The following is a 20566-nucleotide window of genomic DNA, read 5'->3' on the forward strand; positions in this document are numbered from 1 at the left end:
GTTTTTCGTCGCCGACCTAGCACTGAAGTTGCAGTGTGCAACCTAATCGCTGCGTTCGTCGGCAGCACGTTCGTCGGGATAGACGGCTTCGACGAAATAGAGCCCGTGCGATGGCGCGTTGAGGCCCAGTTCCTGCCGGTCTTTCGCTTCCAGAACCTGCGCGATACGGCCTTCGTTCCAGCGCCCCATGCCGACCAGCGCGAGGCAGCCGACCATGCTGCGCACCTGATGATGCAGGAAGCTGCGCGCGGCGACGTGGATGCGGATCTCCTCGCCATGCCTGCTCACATCCAGCCGGTCGAGCGTCTTGACCGGGCTCGCCGCCTGGCAATGGACCGAGCGGAACGTGGTGAAATCGTGATGGCCGACAAGGCTCTGCGCCGCGCGGTGCATCGCCTCCGCGTCGCACTCGGGCGAGACCAGCCACGCGCGGTTCTTCTCCAGCGTCAGCGGGGCGCGGCGGTTGATGATGCGATAGAGGTAGCGGCGACCGATGCAGCTGAAGCGTGCGTGCCAGTCTTCCGGCACGACCTCGCAATGCGTCACTGCAATGGGGGCAGGGCGCAGATGCGCGTTGATCGCCTCGCCCATGCGAAACGGCGTCAGCTTGCTCTCGACATCGAAATGGCTGCGCATGGCGATCGCGTGGACGCCAGTATCGGTGCGCCCTGCGCTGTGCAGTGTGACCTGCTGCCCGGTGACCGCCTGCGCCGCTTCCTCCACCGCCTGCTGCACGCTCGGCCCGTCCTTCTGGCGCTGGAGGCCGAAGAAGGGCGTGCCGTCGAATTCGAGAGTCAGGGCATAGCGGGTCGGGGCCATGGCGCCCCTGCTAGGGACAGATCGCGGCGAGGCAACCCGTCACATGACCAGAAGACCCTCGGGCAGCGGCTCACGCACGCATTTCGCGCCTTCCTGAAAAGCGACCGCGCGCTCCGCCTCGCCGGCCTTCGTGGTGTAGGCGGCAATGTCGAGCGTGCCCAGATCGACATCATAGCGTGACCGTGTGCCGTTCGCGCTGGTCCAGTCCATCCGGATGACGCCGTTTTCGATTTTGAGCGCGCAATTATCCTGCCCCGCCTGGCAAAGATCGAAGGCCTGGTTGTTGAAATCGGAATAGCGCTTCGGCTGGCCATCGATCAGGATGAAGCGCTCGGTCACGGTCAGGCCGGTCTTGCCGTCGAAATCGGGCATGGCGCAGGTGATCAGCCCGTCGGAACCATCGGCAGGGGCCGCAGAGGAGACGCTTGGCAAGCTATCGCCGGCCGCCTCGCCGGGTTCCGCTGCGCCGCACGCCGCCAGCGCCGTGCCGGCTGCGATCATGCCCGCACCGATCGTGATTGCCAGCGCCCGTGTCATACCCGTCTCCCCAGTGAATGGTGGGGCGACGTTTCCCGATCGCGGGGCGAAGTCAATCGCGGGCCAAGGGCCTAACGGGCATTGTCATGAACCCAGCTGCGCGCCCTTGCCGATCGCGCGCCCGCGCTGGAAATCGGCGGTGTCCATCGCCGGCTTGCCCGCCCGCTGCACGCGGGTGAGCCGCAGCGCGCCGCTGCCGCAGGCCACGGTGAGCGCGTCGTCCAGCACGGTGCCGGGGTCGCCGGACCCCTCCGCGATTTCTGCCGAGAGAACCTTCACGCGTTCCATCCCCTCGGCACCCTCATGTTCGAAGAAAGCACCCGGCCACGGGGCGAAGGCGCGCACCTGCCGTTCCACCTGAACCGCGTCCTGCGTCCAGTCGAGCCGCGCCTCCGCCTTGTCGATCTTGGGCGCATGGGTCGCTTCCGCATCATCCTGCGCGACCGGGATGTGCTTGGAGAGTTCGCGCAAAGTGCCGACCATCAGCTGCGCGCCCTTCTCGGCCAGTTCGTCGGTCAGGTCGCCTGCGGTCTTGCGGTCGATCGGGGTGCGGATGGTGGCAAGCATCGGCCCGGTGTCCAGCCCGGCCTCCATTTGCATAATGGTGACCCCGGTGCCGATATCGCCCGCCAGAATGGCGCGCTGGATCGGCGCAGCACCCCGCCAGCGGGGCAGGATGCTGGCGTGGACATTGAGGCAGCCGTGCGTCGGCGCATCGAGCACCGCCTGCGGCAGGATCAGGCCATAGGCCGCGACCACGCCGACATCGGCATGGAGCGCGGCGAAGGCGTCCTTCTCCTCCTGCGATTTCAGCGAGGCAGGATGGCGCACCTCGATCCCGAGGCGTTCGGCCGCCTGATGCACGGGGGTCGGCTGGAGCTTCTTACCGCGCCCGGCTTTACGCGGCGGCTGGGTGTAGACGCACACCACCTCGTGCGCGGCATGGACCAGCGCTTCCAGCGTCGGCACCGCGAAATCCGGCGTTCCCATGAAGACGATGCGCATAAGCTGTGCGGCGACCTTTGCTGTGGAGGGATGCTCGCCCTATCTGTCACCCCATGGCATCGCAAGAGATCGAGACACTGGCATCCGCGCTCGCTAGGCTCCCCGGGCTGGGCCCGCGTTCGGCGCGGCGCGCGGTGCTGCATCTGGTCAAGAAGCGCGAAACCGCGCTGCCCGCGCTGCTCGACGCGTTGCTGGCGGTGCAGGACACGCTGGAGGAATGCCGCATCTGCGGCAATGTAGATACGCGCGACCCCTGCGGCATCTGCTCCGATCCGCGACGCGATGCGAAGTCGATCTGCGTGGTCGAGGACGTGGCGGACCTGTGGGCGCTCGACCGGGCGAAGCTGTTCTCGGGCACGTTCCACGTGCTCGGCGGGCGTCTCTCCGCGCTCGACGGCGTGCGGCCCGAAGATCTCGCGATCCCTGGCCTGCTTGCGCGGGTCGAAGCAGGCGTCGACGAGGTCGTGCTGGCGATGAACGCCACGCTCGAAGGGCAGACCACCGCGCATTACCTCGCCGAGCGGCTGGAGGATTTCCCCGTGCGCATCACCCAACTGGCGCATGGCCTGCCGGTGGGCGGAGAGCTGGACTATCTCGACGAGGGAACCTTGGCGCAGGCGCTCAGAGCGCGCAGGCCGCTCGGCTAACCGCTTGATAGCGGGGCGAAGCGCGCTTATCTGGCCCTTATGGCTATCCGCGAAATCCTTGAAGTGCCGGACCCCCGGCTGAAAACCGTCTCCCAGCCCGTCGAAGCGGGCGAGTTCGACGACGATCTGCGCACCCTCGTCGACGACATGTTCGAGACGATGTACGCCGCGCATGGCATCGGCCTTGCGGCGATCCAGGTCGGCGTGCCCAAGCGCATCCTCGTGATCGACCTGCAGCCCGAAGACCCGGACGCCGAGCCGATCGAGTGCGACCATGACGGGCACAAACACACCCACCCGGCGACCAAGAAAGAGCCGCGGGTGTTCATCAACCCGGAAATCCTCGACCCGAACGAGGAACTGGCGACCTATCAGGAAGGCTGCCTCTCGGTCCCCGACATCTACGCCGACGTCGATCGCCCGGCGACCTGCACGGTGCGGTGGAAAGATCTCGACGGCAAAGAACATACCGAGGCGATGGAGGGCCTGCTCGCCACCTGCATCCAGCACGAGATGGACCACCTCGAAGGCATCCTGTTCATCGACCATCTCAGCCGCCTCAAGCGCCAGATGGCGCTCAAGAAGCTGAATAAGCTGCGGGTCGCGGCTTAATCACCCCCCACATTAAACGTCGCCCCGGACTTGATCCGGCGCGAGGCTGCCTTCTGGCGGTTTGCTTTTAGGAACCCGTCCCCCGGATCAAGTCCGGGGCGACGGGTTCTCTTTGTCGGGCTTACGCCGCCGCAACCATGCCCTGCAGCGCCTTGACGCAGTCTTCCATGCACTCGCGGCACATCTTTTCGCAGCGCTTGCAGTGCGGATCGTCGTGCTTGGCGCATTCTTCCGCGCAGACCTTGCAGGCGAGGATGCACGCTTCGAGCAGCGACTTGATCACTGCCGTGTTGCCATGCGTGCGCCGCGCCGCGACCGTGCTGACCGCCTGGCAGATATCCGAGCAGTCCGAGCATTTGCGGATGCATTCGGACATGTCGCCTTCTTCCGCATTGCACGCGTCGACGCACGAATTGCAGATCGCCGCGCAATACATCGCGTGCTTCACCGCCTCGGCCAGCTGTTCGTTGTAATCGGCCCCGACGGACGGGTGCTCGCTGATCATTTCCTTGATCGACATCGGCTTTTCTCCTTCTCTGCTAAGGGAGCGGAACGGGCGGGGGATAGTTCCCGCGGCGGCTTGGCGCGCGGCGTCGTTCCAGCTATGTTCCGGTCATGGAATATGCGATTCTGGGTGTCGTGGCGCTGCTCATCGGGCTAGGCGTCGGGTGGTATCTCGGTGGCCGGCCGGCAGCCGAGCTGAAGACGCGGCTGGCCGAGAGCGAGCGGGAGGCGAAGGAGACCGACGCCAAGTACCTGCGCGCCTATGCCGAGCTCGAGGCGGCGGGCGAGAAGGGCGCGCGGGTGGATGCGCTGGAGGCCGAGCTGAAGGAAACCCGCGCGCGGCACGAGACCGTGCTGGAAGAGGCACGGCGGGCCAATGGTGCGCTGTCCTCCGAACTCGCGACCCTGAAAGAGAAGACCGCCAATTTCGACGAGCAGAAGCGCCTGCTGGTCGAAGCGCGCGAGGAATTGCTCAAGGAATTCCAGAACACCGGGTCGGCGGTGCTGAGCAAGGCGCAGGAGGCGTTTCTGGAGCGCGCGAACGAACGGTTCGGCCATTCGGAGAAATCCTCCGAGGAAAAGATCCGCGCGCTGCTCGCGCCGGTGGGCGATCGGCTCAAGAAGTACGAGGATCAGGTCGCCGCGCTGGAGGAAAAGCGCACCAATGCCTTCTCCTCGCTCGCCGCGCAGATCGAGCAGATGCGGCTCGGGCAGGAGGAAGTCCGGCGCGAGGCGCAGCGGCTGGGCAATTCGCTCACCAACGCGCCCAAGGCGCGGGGCCGCTGGGGCGAGCGGGCGTTGCAGAACGTGCTGGAACAGTGCGGGCTGTCCGAACACACGGACTTCAACCTCGAACAATCGCTGGAGACGGCGGAGGGCCGGCTGCGGCCCGACGCGATCGTCAACGTGCCAGGCTCGAAGAAGCTGGTGATCGACGCCAAGGTCTCATTGAATGCCTACCAGGCCGCGTTCGAGGCGGAGGACGAGGGGGAGCGCAAGCGGCATCTGGACCTGCACGCAAAGTCGATGCGCGGCCATGTGCAGACGCTGGGCTCGAAGAGCTACCAGAGCCAGTTCGACGACGCGCCCGACTATGTGGTGATGTTCGTGCCGGGTGAGCATTTCGTCGCCGCCGCGCTCGACGCCGATCCCGAGTTGTGGGATTTCGCCTTCCGCAACAAGGTTTTGCTCGCCACACCTACAAACCTCGTGGCGATCGCGCGGACCGTGGCGCAGGTCTGGCGGCAGGACACGATCGCCAAGGAAGCGATGGAAATCGGCAAGGCTGGCGGCGAACTCTATGACCGCCTCGCCATCGCGGCCGAGCATATGAAGCGCGTCGGCGGCGGGCTCGAAAGCGCGGTTAAGAACTACAACAAGTTCGTCGGGTCGTTCGAGCGCAACGTCCTCTCCGCCGGTCGTCGCCTGTCAGAAAAGGGCATTGAGATCGGCAAGCGCGAGATCGAGGAAATCCCGCAGATCGCCGAGACGCCAACCTATACGTCGGAAGATGTCGCGGCGCTGGAGGATGAAGGCGAGGGCAAGCGCCTGGAAGATGCGCGCAACGCGGCGGAATAGGCAGAGCCTGCTACCCCGTCGCCCCGGACTTGATCCGGGGTGGTGCTGCTTTTAGCGCGGCACCGAAGAAGCCCGATCACGGGTCAAAGCCCGGGATGACGTGGGCGTTTGAGTGGGGAGGTTGTATGCGGGCGTTGGCGATGAATATCCTGACCGGGCTGCTTGCTGTGGGCCTCGCGGCAGCACCTGCGATCGCGCAGACTGCGGCGGCAGGGGAAGGCCCCGGTCCGCTCGCGCCGCGTGACGAATGTACCGGGCTGCCCGGCTATGCCGAGTTTCACCAGCGGCTGGAGCGCGCGATTACCTTGCGCGATGCCGATGCGCTGATCGCTCTGACCGACCGGAACGTGACGCTCGATTTCGGTGGTGGCTCGGGCGTGGAGGAGCTGCGCAAGCGGCTCGATGCCGGGGCCTATAACAGCTGGCGCGACCTTGCCGATGCGGTGCGGCTGGGCTGCGGTATCGGCGAGGATGCCGCGCAGGACACGGATTACATCGCCTTCCCATGGTATTTCACCAGGACCTTCGGCGGAGAGGTGTTCGAGACCGTGATCGTCACCGGGGTCGACGTGCCGCTGCGCTTCGCCCCTGCCGAGGACGCGCGCGTGATGGAGCGGATCAGCTGGGACTGGGCGCTGGTTCGGTATGACGACCAGTACGTCGACGGGCCCGAAGAGCCGACGGACCGGCAGACCGGCTATCAGGCCGTGACCACGCAGGATGGTGCCGCGGGCTATATCGCCGACCATGCGCTGCGCAGCATCGTCGACTACCGCATTGCCGTGAACCGGATCGACGGGAAATGGACGATCACCGCCTTCGTTGCGGGCGACTGATCGGGCGCGGATCAGCCTCCACCGTCACCCCGGCCCCCGATCCGGGGTGGTGCTTCTCCAAACGCTGCTGGGGTAGAAGCGGGATCCCGGGTCGAGCCCGGGATGACGGGCGTGGCGAGAAGCTACGCGGTTTTCCTACACCTCACGCGTCAGCTACACCGTGATTGCTCTTTGCAATCGTTGGCTTCCTCCGCGCGCCTAAAACGCGCATCTTTCACCCTGGCGCAATTTGCGCGCAGTAGGGCTTTGTTTCTCTTGGAGAATGTCGCCGCCAGAGCCGGGTGGCACGTGTCACCCTGTCATTCCTCGAGGCTGGCGAGCACCTCGTAGGCGAGCACTGCGGCGGCCACCGCAGCGTTGAGGCTGTCGGCACGTCCGCGCATCGGCATGGTCACGCGCAGGTCGCACGCCGTCTCGTAGGCTTCGGGCAGGCCCTGCGATTCGTTGCCGACCATCACGAAGCATGGGCTCGCGTAGGGCGCGCCGCGATAGGGCACCGCCTCGCGCAAACTTGCCGCGACCAGCTGGCCCGGTCCTTGACGCAGCCACGGCAGGAAGTCCTCCCACCGCGCGCGGGCCAGATTTTGCGTAAAGATCGCGCCCATGCTCGCGCGCACGGCCTCGACGCCGAAGGGATCGGCGCAATCGTCGATCAGGATCAGCCCGCCGGCGCCCACCGCATCGGCGGTCCGCAGCATCGTGCCGAGGTTGCCGGGATCGCGCAGCGCCTGCGCGACCAGCCAGATCGGCGCGGCGTCTCGGTCGATCCGGTCGAGCGAGGTATCCCACTCGGCAAACGCGCCCGCGACCGCCTGCGGATTGTCCTTGCCGGTGATCTTGGAAAGAATGTCGGGCGTGGTCTCGATTACGTCGCCGCCCGCCGCCTCAACCGCGCGTTCGAGCGCGTCGATCAGCGGATGGGGATCGCGCTTGCTGGCCATCACCAGCACCTCGGGCACGCGGCCCGATTCGCGCGCATCGGTCAGCAGGCGCAGCCCTTCGGCGAGGAAGCGCTGTTCGCGCTGGCGGTGCTTCTTCTCCCGCAGCGAACGCAGAGCCTTGATCGTGGGGTTGGAATAGCTGGTGATCTCGCGACGGGGCATGACGGATGGGAGGGAGGGGAGGCGCGCGCGCCTACTCCTCGCCGAAACCGGTTTCGACCAGCTGGGCGATCTCGGCCATCGCCGCCTCGGCATCCTCGCCCGCGACGATCAGCTCGATCTCGTCCCCGCGCGCCGCGCCCAGCATCATCAGGTCGAGAATCGAACGCCCGTCGACCGCGCGCCCGTCCTTGGCGACCTGGATCTCCGTCGCCTCGGGCCAGCGGGTGGTCACCTCGACCAGCTTGGCGCTGGCCCGCGCGTGCAGGCCGCGCTGGTTGACGATGGTGATGGTCTTGCGCAGCTCGTTCATTTGCCCGCCGCCTTGATCTCGTCGCTCGGCCGGGCGAGGAATTCCGAAGCGATGGTGATGTAGTTGCGGCCCGCATCGCGTGCCGCGCGCACCGCCTCTGCCACCGGCATCGCCTCGCGAGCCCGCGCCAGCCGGATCAGCATCGGCAGATTGATCCCGGCGATCACCTCGACCCGCCCTTCCTCGAGCAGCGAGATCGCGAGGTTGGACGGTGTGCCGCCGAACAGGTCGGTCAGGATGATCACGCCTTCACCGCGATCGACCTCGCCGATCTGGTCGCGAATCTGGGCGCGGCATTCCTCGGCATCGTCCTGTGGACCGATGCAGACCGAGGAGATCGCGTCCTGCGGGCCGACGACATGCTCCATCGCTGCTACGAATTCGCGCGCGAGCTGTCCATGTGTCACCAGGATAAGGCCAATCATGGTGCCCGTGTCTATAAGCACACACGCCCAAGGCAAGGCCCAACGAGAACGCCGGGGTGCCTCATGCGGTCTGCATTTCCACAGTATCGGTCGCCCTGCTCGCCAGATTGCGGTGGCTGATCGTGGGCGAATAGCCCGCATCGCGCAGCGCAGCGGCCATCCGCTCCGCCGTGTAGACCGACCGGTGACGCCCCCCGGTGCAGCCGAATGCGATGTGGACATAGCTTTTGCCCTGCGCGCCGTATCGGGGCAGCAGGTCCATCAGCAGCTCGCGGATGCGGGTGAAGTTGTCCTCGAATCCGTCGGTCTGGTGGAGGAAGTTGGCGACATCCTCGTCCAGCCCGGTCTGCTCGCGCAGATCCTCGACCCAGTGCGGATTGTCGAGGAAGCGCATGTCGAACACCAGATCGGCCAGCGGCGGCATCCCCCGGGCGAAGCCGAAGCTGGACACGGTCACCGCGATTTGCGGTGCGCCATCGGTGCCGAAGTTCTGGCGGACGAATTGCTGCAGCTCGTTGGTCGCCAGCTGGCTGGTGTCGACCAGCATGTCGGCCCAGCGACGCAGGGGTTCGAGCAGGTCGCGCTCGGCGAGAATGCCGTCGAGTGCGGTGCGGCCATTGGCTAGCGGATGGCGGCGACGCGTCTCGTTGTAGCGGCGCTCGAGCTCGGAGCTGCGGCAATCGATGAACAGGGTCGAGAGGGCCAGGTCCTCGCGCTCTTGCAGGCTTTTGACGATCTCGATGACGGCCTGCGGCTCGAACCCGCGGGTCCGCGTGTCGAACCCGATTGCCAGCGGCACCCGGTCTTCCCCGGCGAGCACTTCGCGCACCAGCGGGCGCAGCAGGCGGACGGGGAAGTTGTCGACCGCCTCCCAGCCGAGATCCTCCAGCACGCGCAGGGTCGTCGTCTTGCCCGCGCCGGACATTCCGGTGACCAGCATCAGTTTCTGCGGTTCGCTCATGCGCGCTACTGTGTCCGTTGCGGGGCGCCACCTGGCGCGGGCCTATCGCCTAACGCGTATTATAGCGCGGGATAAGGCCTAATGCGCGCGCCTAGCCAGTCGGCGAGTCATCCTCCGGCGCGAGGGGGAGCGTCAGGGCCAGACAGGCGCCGGGTTCACCATCGGGCCGATCGGCTGCGCGCATCGTCCCTTCGTGCGCTTCGGCGATGGTCCGCGCGATGGCGAGGCCCAAGCCGCTGTGATGGCCGAAATCTTCTTTTTCGGGCCGGTCGGAATGGAATCGCTCGAAGATCTTGTCACGGGCTTCGGGTGGGATCCCGGGACCCGAATCCATCACCATCAGCGACAGCGTGTCGTCCTGCCGCGCGATCACGATCCGGATCGTGCCGCCTGCGGGCGAGAAGGAGACCGCATTGTCGACCAGATTGTCGACTACCCGTTCCAGCCGTTCGGGCACGCCGACCACGCGGGCGCTGCCGCGAGGATGTTCGAACGCGATCTCGCACCCCTGGTCGAGCCCGCGATTGCGCCGCCGCTCGATGATATTGCCGACCAGCACGGTCAGATCGACCATGGAGAAGGTCGCGCGCGACATTTCGGCATCGATCCGGCTGGCGTCGGAAATCTCGGTCACCAGCCGGTCGATCCGGCGGACATCGTGGATCGCGATGTCGAGTAGCTGGGCGCGCAGGGCAGGGTCTTCCACCGTGCCGAGCGACTCGGTCGCGCTACGCAGGCTGGCGAGCGGGTTCTTGATCTCATGCGCCACGTCGGCCGCGAAATGCTCGACCGCGTCGATCCGGTGGCGCAGCGCGTCGGTCATGTCGGCGACTGCGCGGGCGAGCATTCCGATCTCGTCGCGCCGGTCGGGCAGGCGCGGCACCTGCACTTCGCGCTCACGCCCCAGCCGGACGCGCTGGGCCGCCTTGGAGAGGGTTTGCAGCGGCGTCACGATCGTCCGCGCGAGGAACAGGGAGAGCAAAATCGATGCCGCCAGCGTCACGAACACGCCCGTGCCCAGCGTCGAGCGTGCCCGACGGACCGATTCGGTAATGTCGACCGCGTTGCGGGTGGTCAGCAGCGTGGTGCCCTGCAATCCCACCGGAGCGGCTGCGGTGATGACGGGCGTGCGGTCCGCCGCCTGGCGCAGCTCGATCTGCGAGATGCCGAGTTCGCGGGCGCGCTGCAGTTCGGGCCAGGAATCGGCATTGTTCGATTCGGGCTCGTTATAGCGCGGCACCGGCTGCGCGCTGACGACCGTGTCCACGATTTGGTCGAGAAAGCGGGCGAAGCGCAGCTCGAACGGGTCGTCGGTAGGGTCGTCGAGAGTGAAGGTCGGCTCGCCCAGTTCGAAACTGTCGGCGATCAGCTTGCCCTCCGGATCGAACAGGCGCAGCCGCATGTCCTGTTCCTTGCCGATCTGGAGCAGCAGCGCGTCCTGCCGCGCGCGGGTCGCCCCGGCCAGCGCCTCGGCGGTGATCTGCGCCTCGATCCGGGCGAGCTTGTAGCGTTCGTCGAGCAGCTGGGCGCGGTAGGAATCGAGATAGACGATCCCGCCGCCCAGCAGCAGCAGCGGGAGGATGTTGACCGCAAGGATGCGCGCGGTGAGCGACAGGCGCGAGAATACGCTGACCCGCTCCAGCGGGCGCGGGATGCGGCGCACGCGGACCCGGTCAGCCATGACGGTTGGTCATGGCAATCAGCACTGGCGAATCAACCATCGCTGAAGCTGTAACCGGCCCCGTACAGCGTCTCGATCGCGCCGAAGCTCGAATCGACCTGGCGGAATTTCCTGCGCATCCGCTTGATATGGCTGTCCACCGTCCGGTCGTCGACGAAGACGTCGTCCGGATAGGCGGCGTCCATCAGCTGGTTGCGGCTCTTGATGACCCCGGGACGGTGGGCGAGCGCTTCGAGCAGCAGGAACTCCGTCACGGTCAGCGAGACCGGCTTGCCGTCCCACGTCACCTGATGGCGGGCCGGGTCCATCGTCAGTCGCCCGCGGGTGAAGCTGGCGCGCGCCTCGCTCAACCGACTGTCGGCGCTGCCCTCCGGGGCGGCGTCTTCCAGCCCGCTGCGGCGCAGGATCGCGCGGATGCGCGCGACCAGCAGGCGCAGCGAGAAGGGTTTGGAGATGTAATCGTCCGCGCCCATCTGGAAGCCGGCTTCCTCGTCCCGCTCGTCATCCTTGCTGGTCAGGAAGATGACCGGGAGGGCGGATCGTTCGCGCAGCTTGGCGAGCAGTTCCATCCCGTCCATCCGCGGCATCTTGATGTCGAACACGGCAAGGTCGGGGGGATTGTCGGTCAGCGCGCGCAGCGCAGTCTCGCCATCGGAATAGACGCGCGTTTCGAACCCTTCGGCCTGCAGCGCGATCGAGACCGTGGTCAGGATATTGCGATCATCGTCGACCAGCGCGACGACCCGGCGCCCTCCGGCCGCGGTGGCGGGGGCGGATGCGCCGCTGTGGGTTTCGCGGGGATGTGTCTGCGGGTCCATGCCGGGCACCAGTTTCCTCTTCTCGCGCCGGAAATAGCGTGTGTGTGCTCTATCCACAACGCACCGGCAGGCGATGGTGCACCGATTGATGATGCGCGGACGCCCGGTTTGACGAGTCGGGCAAGCGGGATTATGCGCATTCTCGTCCAGACCCTGCATTCGTATGCATCGACTGCAGTCGTCCGGTTTGACGGCCCGGTTTGACGGCGATCCGCCAGCCGCGCGATCATTGTATCATTCAGGAGAACGGCCGCCGTGCCCGCAGCTTTGTCCCACACCCTTGCCGACCAGGGTATCACGACCAGTGCCACCATCCACGCCAACCTCGATTCCGCGCAGTTGACCGAGCATGCGCTGACCAATGGCGAGGGACGCAAGGCCAAGCACGGGCCGCTGGTGGTCGAGACCGGCAAGCACACCGGACGCAGCGCGAAGGACAAGTTCATCGTCCGCGACGGTGAGACCGAGAGCACCGTGTGGTGGGACAACAACGCGTCGATGACGCCCGATCACTTCGCCGCGCTGAAGGAAGATTTCTTCGCCGCGCTGGGCGACAAGGACGCGCTGTATGTCGCTGACCTGTTCGGCGGTTCGCAGCCCGAGTATCGGGTGAATGTGCGGGTGATCAACGAACTCGCCTGGCACAACCAGTTCATCCGCACCCTGCTGGTCCGCCCGACCGCAGAAGAGCTGGCCGATTTTGCCCCCGAATACACGATTATCGACCTGCCCAGCTTCAAGGCCGACCCCGAACGCCACGGCTGCCGCAGCGAAACCGTGATCGCGGTCAATCTTTCGGAAAAGCTGATCCTGATCGGCGGTACGAAATATGCGGGCGAGATGAAGAAGAGCGTGTTCGGCGTGCTCAACTACCTGCTCCCGCCCAAGGGCGTGATGCCGATGCACTGTTCGGCCAATATCGGCCCCGACGGCAAGACCGCGGTCTTCTTCGGCCTGTCCGGCACCGGCAAGACGACGCTGTCCGCCGATGCCAGCCGCACGCTGATCGGCGATGACGAGCATGGCTGGTCGGACGATGCGGTCTTCAACTTCGAAGGCGGCTGCTACGCCAAGATGATCCGCCTCAACCCCGAAGCGGAGCCCGAGATTTTCGCCACCACGCAGATGGAGGGCACCGTCCTCGAAAACGTGGTGATGGACGAGAACGGCGAGATCGACCTCGACGACAACTCGCTCGCCGAGAACACGCGCGGCGCTTATCCGCTCAGCTCGATCCCCAATACCAGCGAGAAGAACCTCGGCCCGGTGCCGAGCAACGTGATCATGCTGACCGCCGATGCCTTCGGCGTGCTTCCTCCGATCGCGCGGCTGACGCCCGATCAGGCGATGTACCACTTCCTGTCGGGCTACACCGCCAAGGTAGCCGGCACAGAAATCGGCGTCACCGAGCCTGAAGCGACCTTCTCCACCTGCTTCGGCGCGCCCTTCATGCCGCGCCATCCGAGCGTGTACGGCAACCTGCTCAAGGAACGGATCGCCAAGGGCGAGGTCCAGTGCTGGCTGCTCAACACCGGCTGGACCGGCGGCAAGTACGGCGTCGGCTCGCGGATGCCGATCAAGGCGACCCGCGCGCTGCTCAACGCCGCGCTGGAAGGCAAGCTCGACGATGTAAAATATCGCAAGGACGCCAATTTCGGCTTCGACGTGCCGGTGAGCGTGCCCGCGCTGGCCGAAAAGGGCATCGACCAGACGATCCTCGACCCGCGTTCGACCTGGGCCGACAAGGACGAATACGACGCGACCGCAGAAAAGCTGGTCCAGCTGTTCGTCAACAATTTCGAACCCTTCGCCGCCCATGTCGACCAGGGCGTGCGCGACGCTGCGCCGCAGCCCGCCCGCCAGGTCGCCTGACCGCAGGCACACGACTTTCCCGGTTGGAGAGGAGGGGCCCCGCACGGTGAAAGCCGGAGCGGGGCCCTGATTTTTTCAGCTGGATCGGCGTGAAAACCGATGAAATTACTGGAAGTTAGTTTGGGTTCTTCAAGCCGCCGGTCAGCGTAGTCCGTTACATCTCCCACGCAGATCGCGAGACCGAAGATGTGGCGAAAGGCCTGCGCACAATGACCCGTTACCGCCTCCGCTTTGCTGCGGATGATACTCACGCGGAGGAAACCCGCGAGTACGAGAAGGGCGACGGGGCATTCGTGTTCTGGCTCGCGGAAACGATCGACGGGCGCGAGATCGACATCTCCGCCGATGCCGAGCCGCTTTGCCGAGTAAAGCGATCGCGCGCCGACAAGGGGCTCTGGATAATCAGCAGGCCGTCGCACGCCTCGCGGCCCTAAATTCGACATCTAGCCGCGCTAGTTACGCGGTTCGTATTGCTGAACGAAGGAGCTGTTGATGAGCCTGTTCGATTCGATTCTCAAAAGCACCGGCGGCGCGCCGGACGATGTGGTCAACCTGGCCGACAAGCTGGGCATCGATCCGGTGATGGCGGAAAAGGCGATCGCGGCGCTCAGTCAGGCGCATACCAAGCCCGGCGATACGGTCGATCTGGCAGCGGCGAAGACCGGGATGGACACCGGCATCCTCAGCCAGATCGTCCAGCAGATCGGCGGTGAAGGCTCGCTCGGCGAGTATGCCCGCCAGTTGCAGGAGCATCCACAGGCGGCGAGCATTCTCAAGATGCTCGACATGGACGGCGATGGCGACGTGATCGACGATATCACCGGGATGGCGGGCAAGTTCTTCGGCAAAAGGTGACCGGCGCGGCGCAAGGGCCTGCATGCTTCAGCAGCAGGTCAGGTTTGCTGGCGCCATTTCCGGCGCGATGATGAAACGCATTTCTGCTCTCGTGCTTCCGCTGGCGGCGGCCTTCCTCGCGCCGCTGCCCGTGCATGCACGGCAGGCGGGTGAGGGCCAGGCCGAACCCGCGCCTGCACCCGCTGCAACGATCTACGATGCTCAGATCGTCGCGCGTTATCCGCACGATCCTGCCGCCTTTACCCAGGGCCTGCTGTGGCACGACGGGCAGCTTTACGAGAGCACCGGGCTGGAAGGACAATCACAGATCCGCAGGGTGGATCTGGCGACGGGCGACGTGCTCGCCGCGCAGGCGATCCCGGCGGATCAGTTCGGCGAGGGGCTGGCGCTATGGGGTGACGAGCTGGTCAGCCTCACCTGGATGGACCGGGTGATCCACCGCTGGTCGCTCGACACGCTGGAGCCGGTGCGCAGCGATCCATTTGCGTTCGAAGGCTGGGGCCTGACCGCGATGGACGGCATGCTGGTCGCATCCGACGGCAGCGCAACGCTGCGCTTTCTCGACCCCGAAACCTACGCGGTCCAGCGTGAGGTGGAGGTGACGCTGGATGGCCGGCCGATCGCCCGGCTCAACGAGCTGGAGGGGGCCGACGGGCTAATCTGGGCCAACCAGTGGTACAGCCAGGTGATCGTCGGGATCGACCCGGCGGATGGCACGATCCGCCGGATCGTCGACCTGAGCCCGCTGGTGGCCGAGATCGATGCGGCGCAGAACGGCGCGGTCCGGAACGGCGCGGTGCTCAACGGGATTGCGCATGATCCGGCCAGCGGTCGCTGGTTCGTCACCGGCAAGCTGTGGCCGACCATGTTCGAGGTGCGGCTGGTCCCGCGCGAGGCCGAGCCGAAAAGCAGCGCCACGGGCGGCTAGGCCGCCGCGCCGATCGCCTCCGCACGGCGCAGCTGGTCGACATGGGACCAGATGCGGCTGACAACGACCGACCCTTCGCCGACCCCGCTGGCCACCCGCTTGACCGATCCTGCGCGCACGTCACCGACCGCGAAAATGCCGGGCTTGGAGGTTTCGTAAGGCGAGTCGCGACCGACTTTCTCGCCCGTCAGCACGAATCCCCGCTCGTCCAGATCGATATGCTCCGCCAGCCAGTCGGTGTTGCGGGCCGCGCCGATCATGATGAACAGCGCCCGCGATTCTATCCGTCGCTGCCCATCGGGGGTGTCGAGCGTGATGGCATCGAGATGATCTTCCCCATGCAGCTGCGAAACCGTGGTCTCGTAATGCAGCTGCACCCGGGGATCGGCCTCCAGCCTGCGCGAGAGGTAGTCCGACATCGAGGCGGCGAGCGAGGTGCCGCGCACCACGACGTGAACGCACTTGGCTGTGCGCGAGAGGTACATGGCAGCCTGCCCGGCGGAATTGCCTCCGCCGACGACCACAACCTCGGTATTCCGGCAGAAGCGTGCCTCCATCTCGGTCGCGGCGTAGAACACGCCAGCGCCTTCCAGCTCTTCCAGTCGTTCAATGGGGAGGCGGCGATATTGCACGCCGGTCGCGACCAGCACCGCGCGGGCGCAGAGCCGCTCGCCATGGTCGAGCGTGGCGCAGAAGGTGCCGTCGGGCATCTCCTCAAGCGCCTCGACCCGGCGCGGCATGGCGAAGCGGGTACCGAATTTCAGCGCCTGGATCTGCCCGCGATAGATCAGGTCCGATCCGCTGATCCCGGTGGGGAAGCCCATGTAATTCTCGATCCGGCTGCTGGTCCCGGCCTGCCCGCCGATGGCGGTGTCCTCCACCACCAGCGCGCTCATCCCCTCGGCCCCGGCATACACAGCCGCTGCGACACCCGACGGCCCCGCACCGACGATCAACAGGTCGACCGTTTCGTCCTCCCCGATCGCCAGATCGAGGTTGAGCGCCTGGGCGAGGGCGCGCGGGCTCGGGTCTTCCAGCGGGCGATCCTTGCCGAGGATCACCGCAGGCTCGTGATCGACGAGGCTGCACAAGCGGCTCGCTTCGGTGTCGCTGCTGTCGAGGTCGTAGCTTTGGAAGGGGATGCGGTTGCGGCTGAGGAAGCGCTCGCATTGCTGGATACGCGGATCGCGGTCCGCGCCGATCAGCTTGATCCCGCTGTTGCTCTGCTCGAATTGCCGTCTCCTGCGGGCGGAGAACACGGTGATGATATGGTCGGAGAGTTCGGGCACCCGCGCCATCAGATCGAGCATGGCATCGCGCGGAGCCTCGATCGCGCGCGTCGGCTTCGCGGCGCGCATTCCCAGCATGTTGGTGCCGCCGTTGAGGAAGGCGATCTCGCCCATGAACTGCGTCGGGCCGAGCGTGGAGGGCACCATGCGTTCGCCGCTGAACGGATCGACGACTTCGATCTCGCCCTCGATCACATAGACGAAGCGGTCCATCGGCGAGCCAAGCTCGGCCACCATTTCGCCCGCCGCATAGCTGCATTCGCGCCCGATCTCGCAGATCGCCGCGACATGCTCATCCGCCAGCGGAACCCGGCGCATGGTTTCGAGATCGTCTCCGAAAGTTTCCATCGCGCCCGGTTCCTGTCATGCGCCGCTACCCGGCGCTGGATATATAGCGTGTGACGGTCTTTTCCACGACGTCGAGCGGGGAATTGCCGCCGAGGATCACCGCCGTGTTGAAGCCCTTGAAATCATAGGCGTCGCCCATTTCGCGCTTCGCCCGCTCGCGTTGGCGGACGATCTGCGAATGGCCGATCTTGTAGCCGCAGGCCTGGCCCGGCCAGCTGCAATAGCGATCGACCTCGCTCGCCACTTCCTCCGCCTTGGAGCCATTGCGCTCGACGAAGAACTGGCGGCCCTGTTCGCGGGTCCAGCGCTTGTGGTGCAGCCCGGTGTCGACCACCAGGCGGCAGGCGCGGAAGGCGAGGCTTTGCAGGTAGCCGAGGCGGCCGACCTGGAAGTCGTCGTAGGCGCCCAGCTCGTCGGCCAGCTGTTCGGCATACAGCGCCCAGCCTTCGGAAAAGGCGTTGAAGGCGAGGATGGAGCGGATCAGCGGCAGGCGGTTGGAGAAGGTGCCTTCCCACGCATGGCCGGGAATACTCTCATGATAGGTCAGGTCGGCGAGGTCGTACTTGCGGTGCAGGTCGGTGGTGCGCAGGTTGATCCACATGCGCGCGGGGATCGACCCGTCCTTGCTGCCCGCGCCGCCATAGGCACCCGGTGCGCCGGGTTCTTCGGCGAGCGGCAGGCGGCGTACCTCGACATTGGGTTCGACCAGCTCGTTGAAGGCGCGCGGCATCTGCGCGGTGATCCAGTCGATCCGGTCATGGATGAAGTCCATGATCTGCTTGCGGCCCGGATCGCCCTCGGCAAATTTGTAGCGCGGATCGGTGGAGAGCTTCTGCATCCGCTCGCCCACAGTACCGCTGTCATAGCCGATGTCGCGCAGGATCGGGTCCATCCGCGCGTGCAGCGCTTCGAGTTCCTGCAGCCCCTGTTCGTGGATTTCGTCGGGCGAGAGCGTGGTCGTGGTGCTGGCCTTGAGCGCCCAGGCATACCATTCCGGCCCGCCGGGCTGCGCCCACATGCCCGTGTTGGACTTCGCCCGCGCGCGCTCGGCCTTCAGTTCGGCGAGCTGGCGCTGGAGTGCGGGGACGATTTTTTGCTCGGTCACCCGGCTGGCGGTCGTTATCGCGGAGGCGCGGATCGCCTCGGGCGCTTTTTCGAGCGGACCGACATAGTCCGAAGGTGCCGACTCGATGCTCGCTTCCATCGCGGCGATCGCCTTGTCGAGCAGGAAGTCGGGCGGGATCACGCCGAGGCTGCGTGCCTTTTCCAGCCGCTCCAGCTCACCGTTAAGCGCGGTATCCACGCTGGAGAGCCGGTCGAGATAATATCCGGTGTCCGCTTCGTCTGCGAGCGGCTGAGAGGAATCCATGAAGCGCGGCATGTCGAGATAGGTGCCGACATTCTGGATCACCACGTAAGGCGCATTGCGCCAGCTGCCGACTGCGACATCGCCATAGGGCTGGTCGAACCCCTCGGCTGCGGTCGAAAAGGCGCTGCGCACGACTTCGAAACTGGTCTGCTGGTCGGGCGTGAGGCCGCTTTCGTCGAGCCCGTCCATCTGGCCGACGACCCAGCGCAGATAGGCGCCATATTCGCGCTGCCCGGCGATCGACTGATCTTCCAGCATCCCGCGCCATTCGGCGTAATCGCCGGTATCGACGCCCAGGCTGGTCGCCCGCTCGGGCTCATATTTCAGCATCCCGTAGGACACGTCGTCGAGCCATTCGTCGGGCGCGAGGGTCATGGATCGCAGCGAAGGGCCGGTGCGGCTGGCGGCGCAGCCACCCAGCGTCAGGGCGGTGGTGGCGGTGAGCCCGGCAAGGGTCTGGCGGCGGGTGAGGGAGAATGTGCTCATGCAAACGGGTGTGACGCCCCGCGCCACACCCGTCAAATTTTTGCTTCGCGTGTGCTACTTGAGCAGTTCGGGAGGCACATTGCCGCCGTGGTCGGCGATTTCCTGCATCACCCGCTTGTGCAGCCAGATATTGTCTTCGGCGGTGCCTTCGTAGTCGCTACGGCCCAGTTCGCCCGCCAGCTGCTTGCGGTTCTCGTAGCTCGGATCGATGCTGAGCAATTTGAGGAGATCGACGATCGAGGTTCGCCAGTTGAGCTTGTCGGAGCCTTCGATCTTGTCCAGTCGTTCTGCCACGTCGACCGTGGTGGTCGGCTCGAATTCTACGCCCGAATTGTTGAACGTGTCTGTTGCCGGCGTGGTCGCCGGGGCGGTGGAGGTTGCCGGTGGCTGCTTTTCGGTCTTGTCGTTGCCGAAGATCGCATCCTTGATCGAACCGAAAATACCCATGACCAGCTCCTGTGGCTACTCGCGGCAGGTGCGCCGCACTCTGACAGAAAGCTTCGCGCACACAGCCGTTCCGCATGGGCACAATCCGGTGTAGGCGAAACGCATGCTCAACCTCGTCCTCTCGCTGCTCGTCCTCGCCGCATTCGCCCTGATTGCGGGCGCGTTCATCCTGTTCCGCCGCGGCTTTCGCAAGCAGGCGGGGCTGATGGTGGTCGCCGCGCTGGTTGCGCTGCTCAACGTGGCGATCTGGACCATCCCCGATTCCCAGGGCCGCGCGCCGGTGAACACCGCCACGACCGAGGGAATCGGAGAGTAGGCGAAGCGGTTATCAGTCGGGCAGCTGCCAGCGCACCGCGCCGTTATAGCTGCCCGCGACCGCGCGACCCTCGCCGTTCTTGGCCGGATCGAACCGTGCGCGCCGGGTGACCAGCTGGCAGGTCGCCTCGTCCAGCGCGGCGACGCCGGAAGATTGCGTGACCGAGCAGCCTTCCACGCGGCCACTCGCTCCGACATTCAGCCTGAAGCCGACCGTGCCCGCATAATCGCGCGAGATCCAGCTGCTGCGATAGTCGCTCTGCGTCACCCAGGCGCGCGCATTGTTCGCGGGGCGCGCGGCCACCGGATCGAAGCTGGGCGTAGGCTTGGGCGGTGGAGGCGGCGCGAGCGTCGGGGCAATGCTGGGCAGCGGCAAAGGCTGCGGCGGCGCAGGCGGCAGGATGATGCCGCTGGTGTCGACGCGCGGCGGATTGGTCGACACATCCAGCGGCGGCTTGGGTGCGACCACATCGCGTGCCGAGGGCGGGGTTTCGACCTGCGGCTGATCGACCGGCTCGGGCGGCGGCGGGGGTGGCGGCAGCTCGATCTGGCCGCCTTCGAGTGGCGGCTGGACGATCTTCTCGAACTCGCCCGATGCGAGGCCGTAGATCAGCAGCGCGCCGATTCCGGCATGCACTCCGGCCACACCCAGAATGGCGGGGAGCCGGTTCTGCGTCTGGTTGGCATAGGTGTAAGCCATGGACATCTCTCCTGTTTTTCCGGGCAGCTTGGGACTGCCTCCGAAGAGATGATACACTATGACCATTAACAGGCGCTAGATGGTATAACGTTTCAAATCAGGATCGAATTGCGACACGGCC

Annotated in this window: 23 protein-coding genes; 9 read left to right on the forward strand and 14 right to left on the reverse strand. The window is 65.9% G+C overall.

All coding sequences use genetic code 11. The features are described 5' to 3' along the window. Window positions 1–42: 42 nt before the first annotated feature. From truA to fmt, 3 genes are all read right to left on the reverse strand, one after another. A complete protein-coding gene (gene truA / locus K7H93_RS13020) occupies window positions 43–819 on the reverse strand; it encodes a tRNA pseudouridine(38-40) synthase TruA (protein ID WP_230783982.1) in 777 nt (258 codons plus the stop codon). 39 nt (window positions 820–858) lie between these two features. Next, window positions 859–1356, reverse strand: coding sequence for a hypothetical protein (locus tag K7H93_RS13025; RefSeq protein ID WP_230783983.1), 498 nt, complete (start codon window positions 1354–1356; stop codon window positions 859–861). Window positions 1357–1440: 84 nt separating this feature from the next. Next, window positions 1441–2361, reverse strand: coding sequence for a methionyl-tRNA formyltransferase (gene fmt / locus K7H93_RS13030; RefSeq protein ID WP_230783984.1), 921 nt, complete (start codon window positions 2359–2361; stop codon window positions 1441–1443). 53 nt (window positions 2362–2414) lie between these two features. Here fmt and recR point away from each other — a divergent pair, with 53 nt between their 5' ends. Together recR and def are read left to right on the forward strand one after the other, a co-directional pair. Then, entirely contained in the window at window positions 2415–3008 is a 594-nt protein-coding gene (gene recR, locus K7H93_RS13035) for a recombination mediator RecR (protein ID WP_230783985.1), read from the forward strand. Window positions 3009–3047: 39 nt separating this feature from the next. Further along, window positions 3048–3620: a peptide deformylase gene (gene def, locus K7H93_RS13040; protein ID WP_230783986.1), complete on the forward strand. Its 573-nt coding sequence runs from the start codon at window positions 3048–3050 to the stop codon at window positions 3618–3620. A 121-nt stretch (window positions 3621–3741) separates the two neighbouring features. Here def and K7H93_RS13045 read toward each other — a convergent pair whose 3' ends face one another. Beyond that, window positions 3742–4140 (reverse strand): four-helix bundle copper-binding protein, encoded by a 399-nt coding sequence (locus K7H93_RS13045; RefSeq protein WP_054524771.1) that lies wholly within the window; start codon window positions 4138–4140, stop codon window positions 3742–3744. A gap of 95 nt (window positions 4141–4235) precedes the next feature. Here K7H93_RS13045 and K7H93_RS13050 point away from each other — a divergent pair, with 95 nt between their 5' ends. Beyond that, on the forward strand, window positions 4236–5702 hold the full coding sequence (locus K7H93_RS13050; RefSeq protein WP_230783987.1) for a DNA recombination protein RmuC: 1467 nt from the start codon (window positions 4236–4238) through the stop codon (window positions 5700–5702). A gap of 140 nt (window positions 5703–5842) precedes the next feature. Further along, a complete protein-coding gene (locus K7H93_RS13055; protein ID WP_230783988.1) occupies window positions 5843–6538 on the forward strand; it encodes a hypothetical protein in 696 nt (231 codons plus the stop codon). 299 nt (window positions 6539–6837) lie between these two features. On the opposite strand, the gene K7H93_RS13060 is transcribed toward K7H93_RS13055, so the two are convergent. The 6 genes from K7H93_RS13060 to K7H93_RS13085 all read right to left on the reverse strand — a co-directional run bounded on the left by K7H93_RS13060 (window position 6838) and on the right by K7H93_RS13085 (window position 11836). After that, window positions 6838–7641 carry a TrmH family RNA methyltransferase gene (locus K7H93_RS13060; RefSeq protein ID WP_230783989.1) on the reverse strand — a complete coding sequence of 268 codons (804 nt, stop codon included), beginning with the start codon at window positions 7639–7641 and terminating at the stop codon, window positions 6838–6840. Between the two features lie 31 nt (window positions 7642–7672). Beyond that, window positions 7673–7951: an HPr family phosphocarrier protein gene (locus K7H93_RS13065; protein WP_230783990.1), complete on the reverse strand. Its 279-nt coding sequence runs from the start codon at window positions 7949–7951 to the stop codon at window positions 7673–7675. Further along, entirely contained in the window at window positions 7948–8376 is a 429-nt protein-coding gene (locus K7H93_RS13070) for a PTS sugar transporter subunit IIA (RefSeq protein WP_010238710.1), read from the reverse strand. The genes K7H93_RS13065 and K7H93_RS13070 overlap by 4 nt, the downstream gene beginning before the upstream one ends. A gap of 61 nt (window positions 8377–8437) precedes the next feature. Next, window positions 8438–9337, reverse strand: coding sequence for an RNase adapter RapZ (rapZ, locus tag K7H93_RS13075; protein WP_230783991.1), 900 nt, complete (start codon window positions 9335–9337; stop codon window positions 8438–8440). 91 nt (window positions 9338–9428) lie between these two features. Beyond that, a complete protein-coding gene (locus tag K7H93_RS13080; RefSeq protein ID WP_230783992.1) occupies window positions 9429–11018 on the reverse strand; it encodes a stimulus-sensing domain-containing protein in 1590 nt (529 codons plus the stop codon). A gap of 32 nt (window positions 11019–11050) precedes the next feature. Then, window positions 11051–11836 carry a response regulator transcription factor gene (locus tag K7H93_RS13085; protein ID WP_248284972.1) on the reverse strand — a complete coding sequence of 262 codons (786 nt, stop codon included), beginning with the start codon at window positions 11834–11836 and terminating at the stop codon, window positions 11051–11053. Between the two features lie 255 nt (window positions 11837–12091). Here K7H93_RS13085 and K7H93_RS13090 point away from each other — a divergent pair, with 255 nt between their 5' ends. The 4 genes from K7H93_RS13090 to K7H93_RS13105 all read left to right on the forward strand — a co-directional run bounded on the left by K7H93_RS13090 (window position 12092) and on the right by K7H93_RS13105 (window position 15491). Continuing rightward, window positions 12092–13708: a phosphoenolpyruvate carboxykinase gene (locus K7H93_RS13090; RefSeq protein WP_230783993.1), complete on the forward strand. Its 1617-nt coding sequence runs from the start codon at window positions 12092–12094 to the stop codon at window positions 13706–13708. A gap of 209 nt (window positions 13709–13917) precedes the next feature. Continuing rightward, entirely contained in the window at window positions 13918–14142 is a 225-nt protein-coding gene (locus K7H93_RS13095) for a hypothetical protein (RefSeq protein ID WP_040378988.1), read from the forward strand. Window positions 14143–14200: 58 nt separating this feature from the next. Further along, window positions 14201–14563 (forward strand): hypothetical protein, encoded by a 363-nt coding sequence (locus tag K7H93_RS13100; RefSeq protein ID WP_010238700.1) that lies wholly within the window; start codon window positions 14201–14203, stop codon window positions 14561–14563. A gap of 70 nt (window positions 14564–14633) precedes the next feature. Further along, complete coding sequence (locus tag K7H93_RS13105; RefSeq protein ID WP_230783994.1) at window positions 14634–15491, forward strand: glutaminyl-peptide cyclotransferase; 858 nt, start codon at window positions 14634–14636, stop codon at window positions 15489–15491. Here K7H93_RS13105 and K7H93_RS13110 read toward each other — a convergent pair. Genes K7H93_RS13110 through K7H93_RS13120 form a run of 3 tightly spaced genes read right to left on the reverse strand, consistent with a single transcriptional unit; the run spans window position 15488 to window position 19430 of the window. Further along, window positions 15488–17128, reverse strand: a complete 1641-nt coding sequence (locus K7H93_RS13110) for an FAD-dependent oxidoreductase (RefSeq protein ID WP_230783995.1) — start codon at window positions 17126–17128, stop codon at window positions 15488–15490. The two genes, K7H93_RS13105 and K7H93_RS13110, sit on opposite strands and share 4 nt — an antisense overlap. A gap of 25 nt (window positions 17129–17153) precedes the next feature. Continuing rightward, complete coding sequence (locus K7H93_RS13115) at window positions 17154–18983, reverse strand: DUF885 domain-containing protein (protein ID WP_230783996.1); 1830 nt, start codon at window positions 18981–18983, stop codon at window positions 17154–17156. A 54-nt stretch (window positions 18984–19037) separates the two neighbouring features. Next, complete coding sequence (locus K7H93_RS13120; protein WP_226664292.1) at window positions 19038–19430, reverse strand: DUF3597 domain-containing protein; 393 nt, start codon at window positions 19428–19430, stop codon at window positions 19038–19040. A gap of 103 nt (window positions 19431–19533) precedes the next feature. Between K7H93_RS13120 and K7H93_RS13125 the strand changes: the two genes are divergently transcribed. After that, a complete protein-coding gene (locus K7H93_RS13125) occupies window positions 19534–19746 on the forward strand; it encodes a hypothetical protein (RefSeq protein WP_230783997.1) in 213 nt (70 codons plus the stop codon). 12 nt (window positions 19747–19758) lie between these two features. Here K7H93_RS13125 and K7H93_RS13130 read toward each other — a convergent pair whose 3' ends face one another. Next, on the reverse strand, window positions 19759–20445 hold the full coding sequence (locus K7H93_RS13130) for an energy transducer TonB (protein WP_230783998.1): 687 nt from the start codon (window positions 20443–20445) through the stop codon (window positions 19759–19761). Window positions 20446–20566: the final 121 nt, after the last annotated feature.

This window comes from Citromicrobium bathyomarinum (genome assembly GCF_021021475.1).
GTDB classification, from domain to species: domain Bacteria; phylum Pseudomonadota; class Alphaproteobacteria; order Sphingomonadales; family Sphingomonadaceae; genus Alteriqipengyuania; species Alteriqipengyuania bathyomarina.

Excerpts from the sequence above, each read along its gene's own strand:
- K7H93_RS13045 (WP_054524771.1), bottom strand. The coding sequence starts at position 4,140 with ATGTCGATCAAGGAAATGATCAGCGAGCACCCGTCCGTCGGGGCCGAT.
- K7H93_RS13095 (WP_040378988.1), top strand. The coding sequence starts at position 13,918 with ATGACCCGTTACCGCCTCCGCTTTGCTGCGGATGATACTCACGCGGAG.
- K7H93_RS13120 (WP_226664292.1), bottom strand. The coding sequence starts at position 19,430 with ATGGGTATTTTCGGTTCGATCAAGGATGCGATCTTCGGCAACGACAAG.
- K7H93_RS13115 (WP_230783996.1), bottom strand. The coding sequence starts at position 18,983 with ATGAGCACATTCTCCCTCACCCGCCGCCAGACCCTTGCCGGGCTCACC.
- K7H93_RS13100 (WP_010238700.1), top strand. The coding sequence starts at position 14,201 with ATGAGCCTGTTCGATTCGATTCTCAAAAGCACCGGCGGCGCGCCGGAC.
- K7H93_RS13070 (WP_010238710.1), bottom strand. The coding sequence starts at position 8,376 with ATGATTGGCCTTATCCTGGTGACACATGGACAGCTCGCGCGCGAATTC.
- truA (WP_230783982.1), bottom strand. The coding sequence starts at position 819 with ATGGCCCCGACCCGCTATGCCCTGACTCTCGAATTCGACGGCACGCCC.
- rapZ (WP_230783991.1), bottom strand. The coding sequence starts at position 9,337 with ATGAGCGAACCGCAGAAACTGATGCTGGTCACCGGAATGTCCGGCGCG.
- recR (WP_230783985.1), top strand. The coding sequence starts at position 2,415 with ATGGCATCGCAAGAGATCGAGACACTGGCATCCGCGCTCGCTAGGCTC.
- fmt (WP_230783984.1), bottom strand. The coding sequence starts at position 2,361 with ATGCGCATCGTCTTCATGGGAACGCCGGATTTCGCGGTGCCGACGCTG.
- K7H93_RS13065 (WP_230783990.1), bottom strand. The coding sequence starts at position 7,951 with ATGAACGAGCTGCGCAAGACCATCACCATCGTCAACCAGCGCGGCCTG.
- K7H93_RS13130 (WP_230783998.1), bottom strand. The coding sequence starts at position 20,445 with ATGGCTTACACCTATGCCAACCAGACGCAGAACCGGCTCCCCGCCATT.
- K7H93_RS13025 (WP_230783983.1), bottom strand. The coding sequence starts at position 1,356 with ATGACACGGGCGCTGGCAATCACGATCGGTGCGGGCATGATCGCAGCC.
- K7H93_RS13060 (WP_230783989.1), bottom strand. The coding sequence starts at position 7,641 with ATGCCCCGTCGCGAGATCACCAGCTATTCCAACCCCACGATCAAGGCT.
- K7H93_RS13055 (WP_230783988.1), top strand. The coding sequence starts at position 5,843 with ATGAATATCCTGACCGGGCTGCTTGCTGTGGGCCTCGCGGCAGCACCT.
- K7H93_RS13050 (WP_230783987.1), top strand. The coding sequence starts at position 4,236 with ATGGAATATGCGATTCTGGGTGTCGTGGCGCTGCTCATCGGGCTAGGC.
- K7H93_RS13125 (WP_230783997.1), top strand. The coding sequence starts at position 19,534 with ATGCTCAACCTCGTCCTCTCGCTGCTCGTCCTCGCCGCATTCGCCCTG.
- K7H93_RS13105 (WP_230783994.1), top strand. The coding sequence starts at position 14,634 with ATGAAACGCATTTCTGCTCTCGTGCTTCCGCTGGCGGCGGCCTTCCTC.
- def (WP_230783986.1), top strand. The coding sequence starts at position 3,048 with ATGGCTATCCGCGAAATCCTTGAAGTGCCGGACCCCCGGCTGAAAACC.
- K7H93_RS13080 (WP_230783992.1), bottom strand. The coding sequence starts at position 11,018 with ATGGCTGACCGGGTCCGCGTGCGCCGCATCCCGCGCCCGCTGGAGCGG.
- K7H93_RS13085 (WP_248284972.1), bottom strand. The coding sequence starts at position 11,836 with ATGGACCCGCAGACACATCCCCGCGAAACCCACAGCGGCGCATCCGCC.
- K7H93_RS13110 (WP_230783995.1), bottom strand. The coding sequence starts at position 17,128 with ATGGAAACTTTCGGAGACGATCTCGAAACCATGCGCCGGGTTCCGCTG.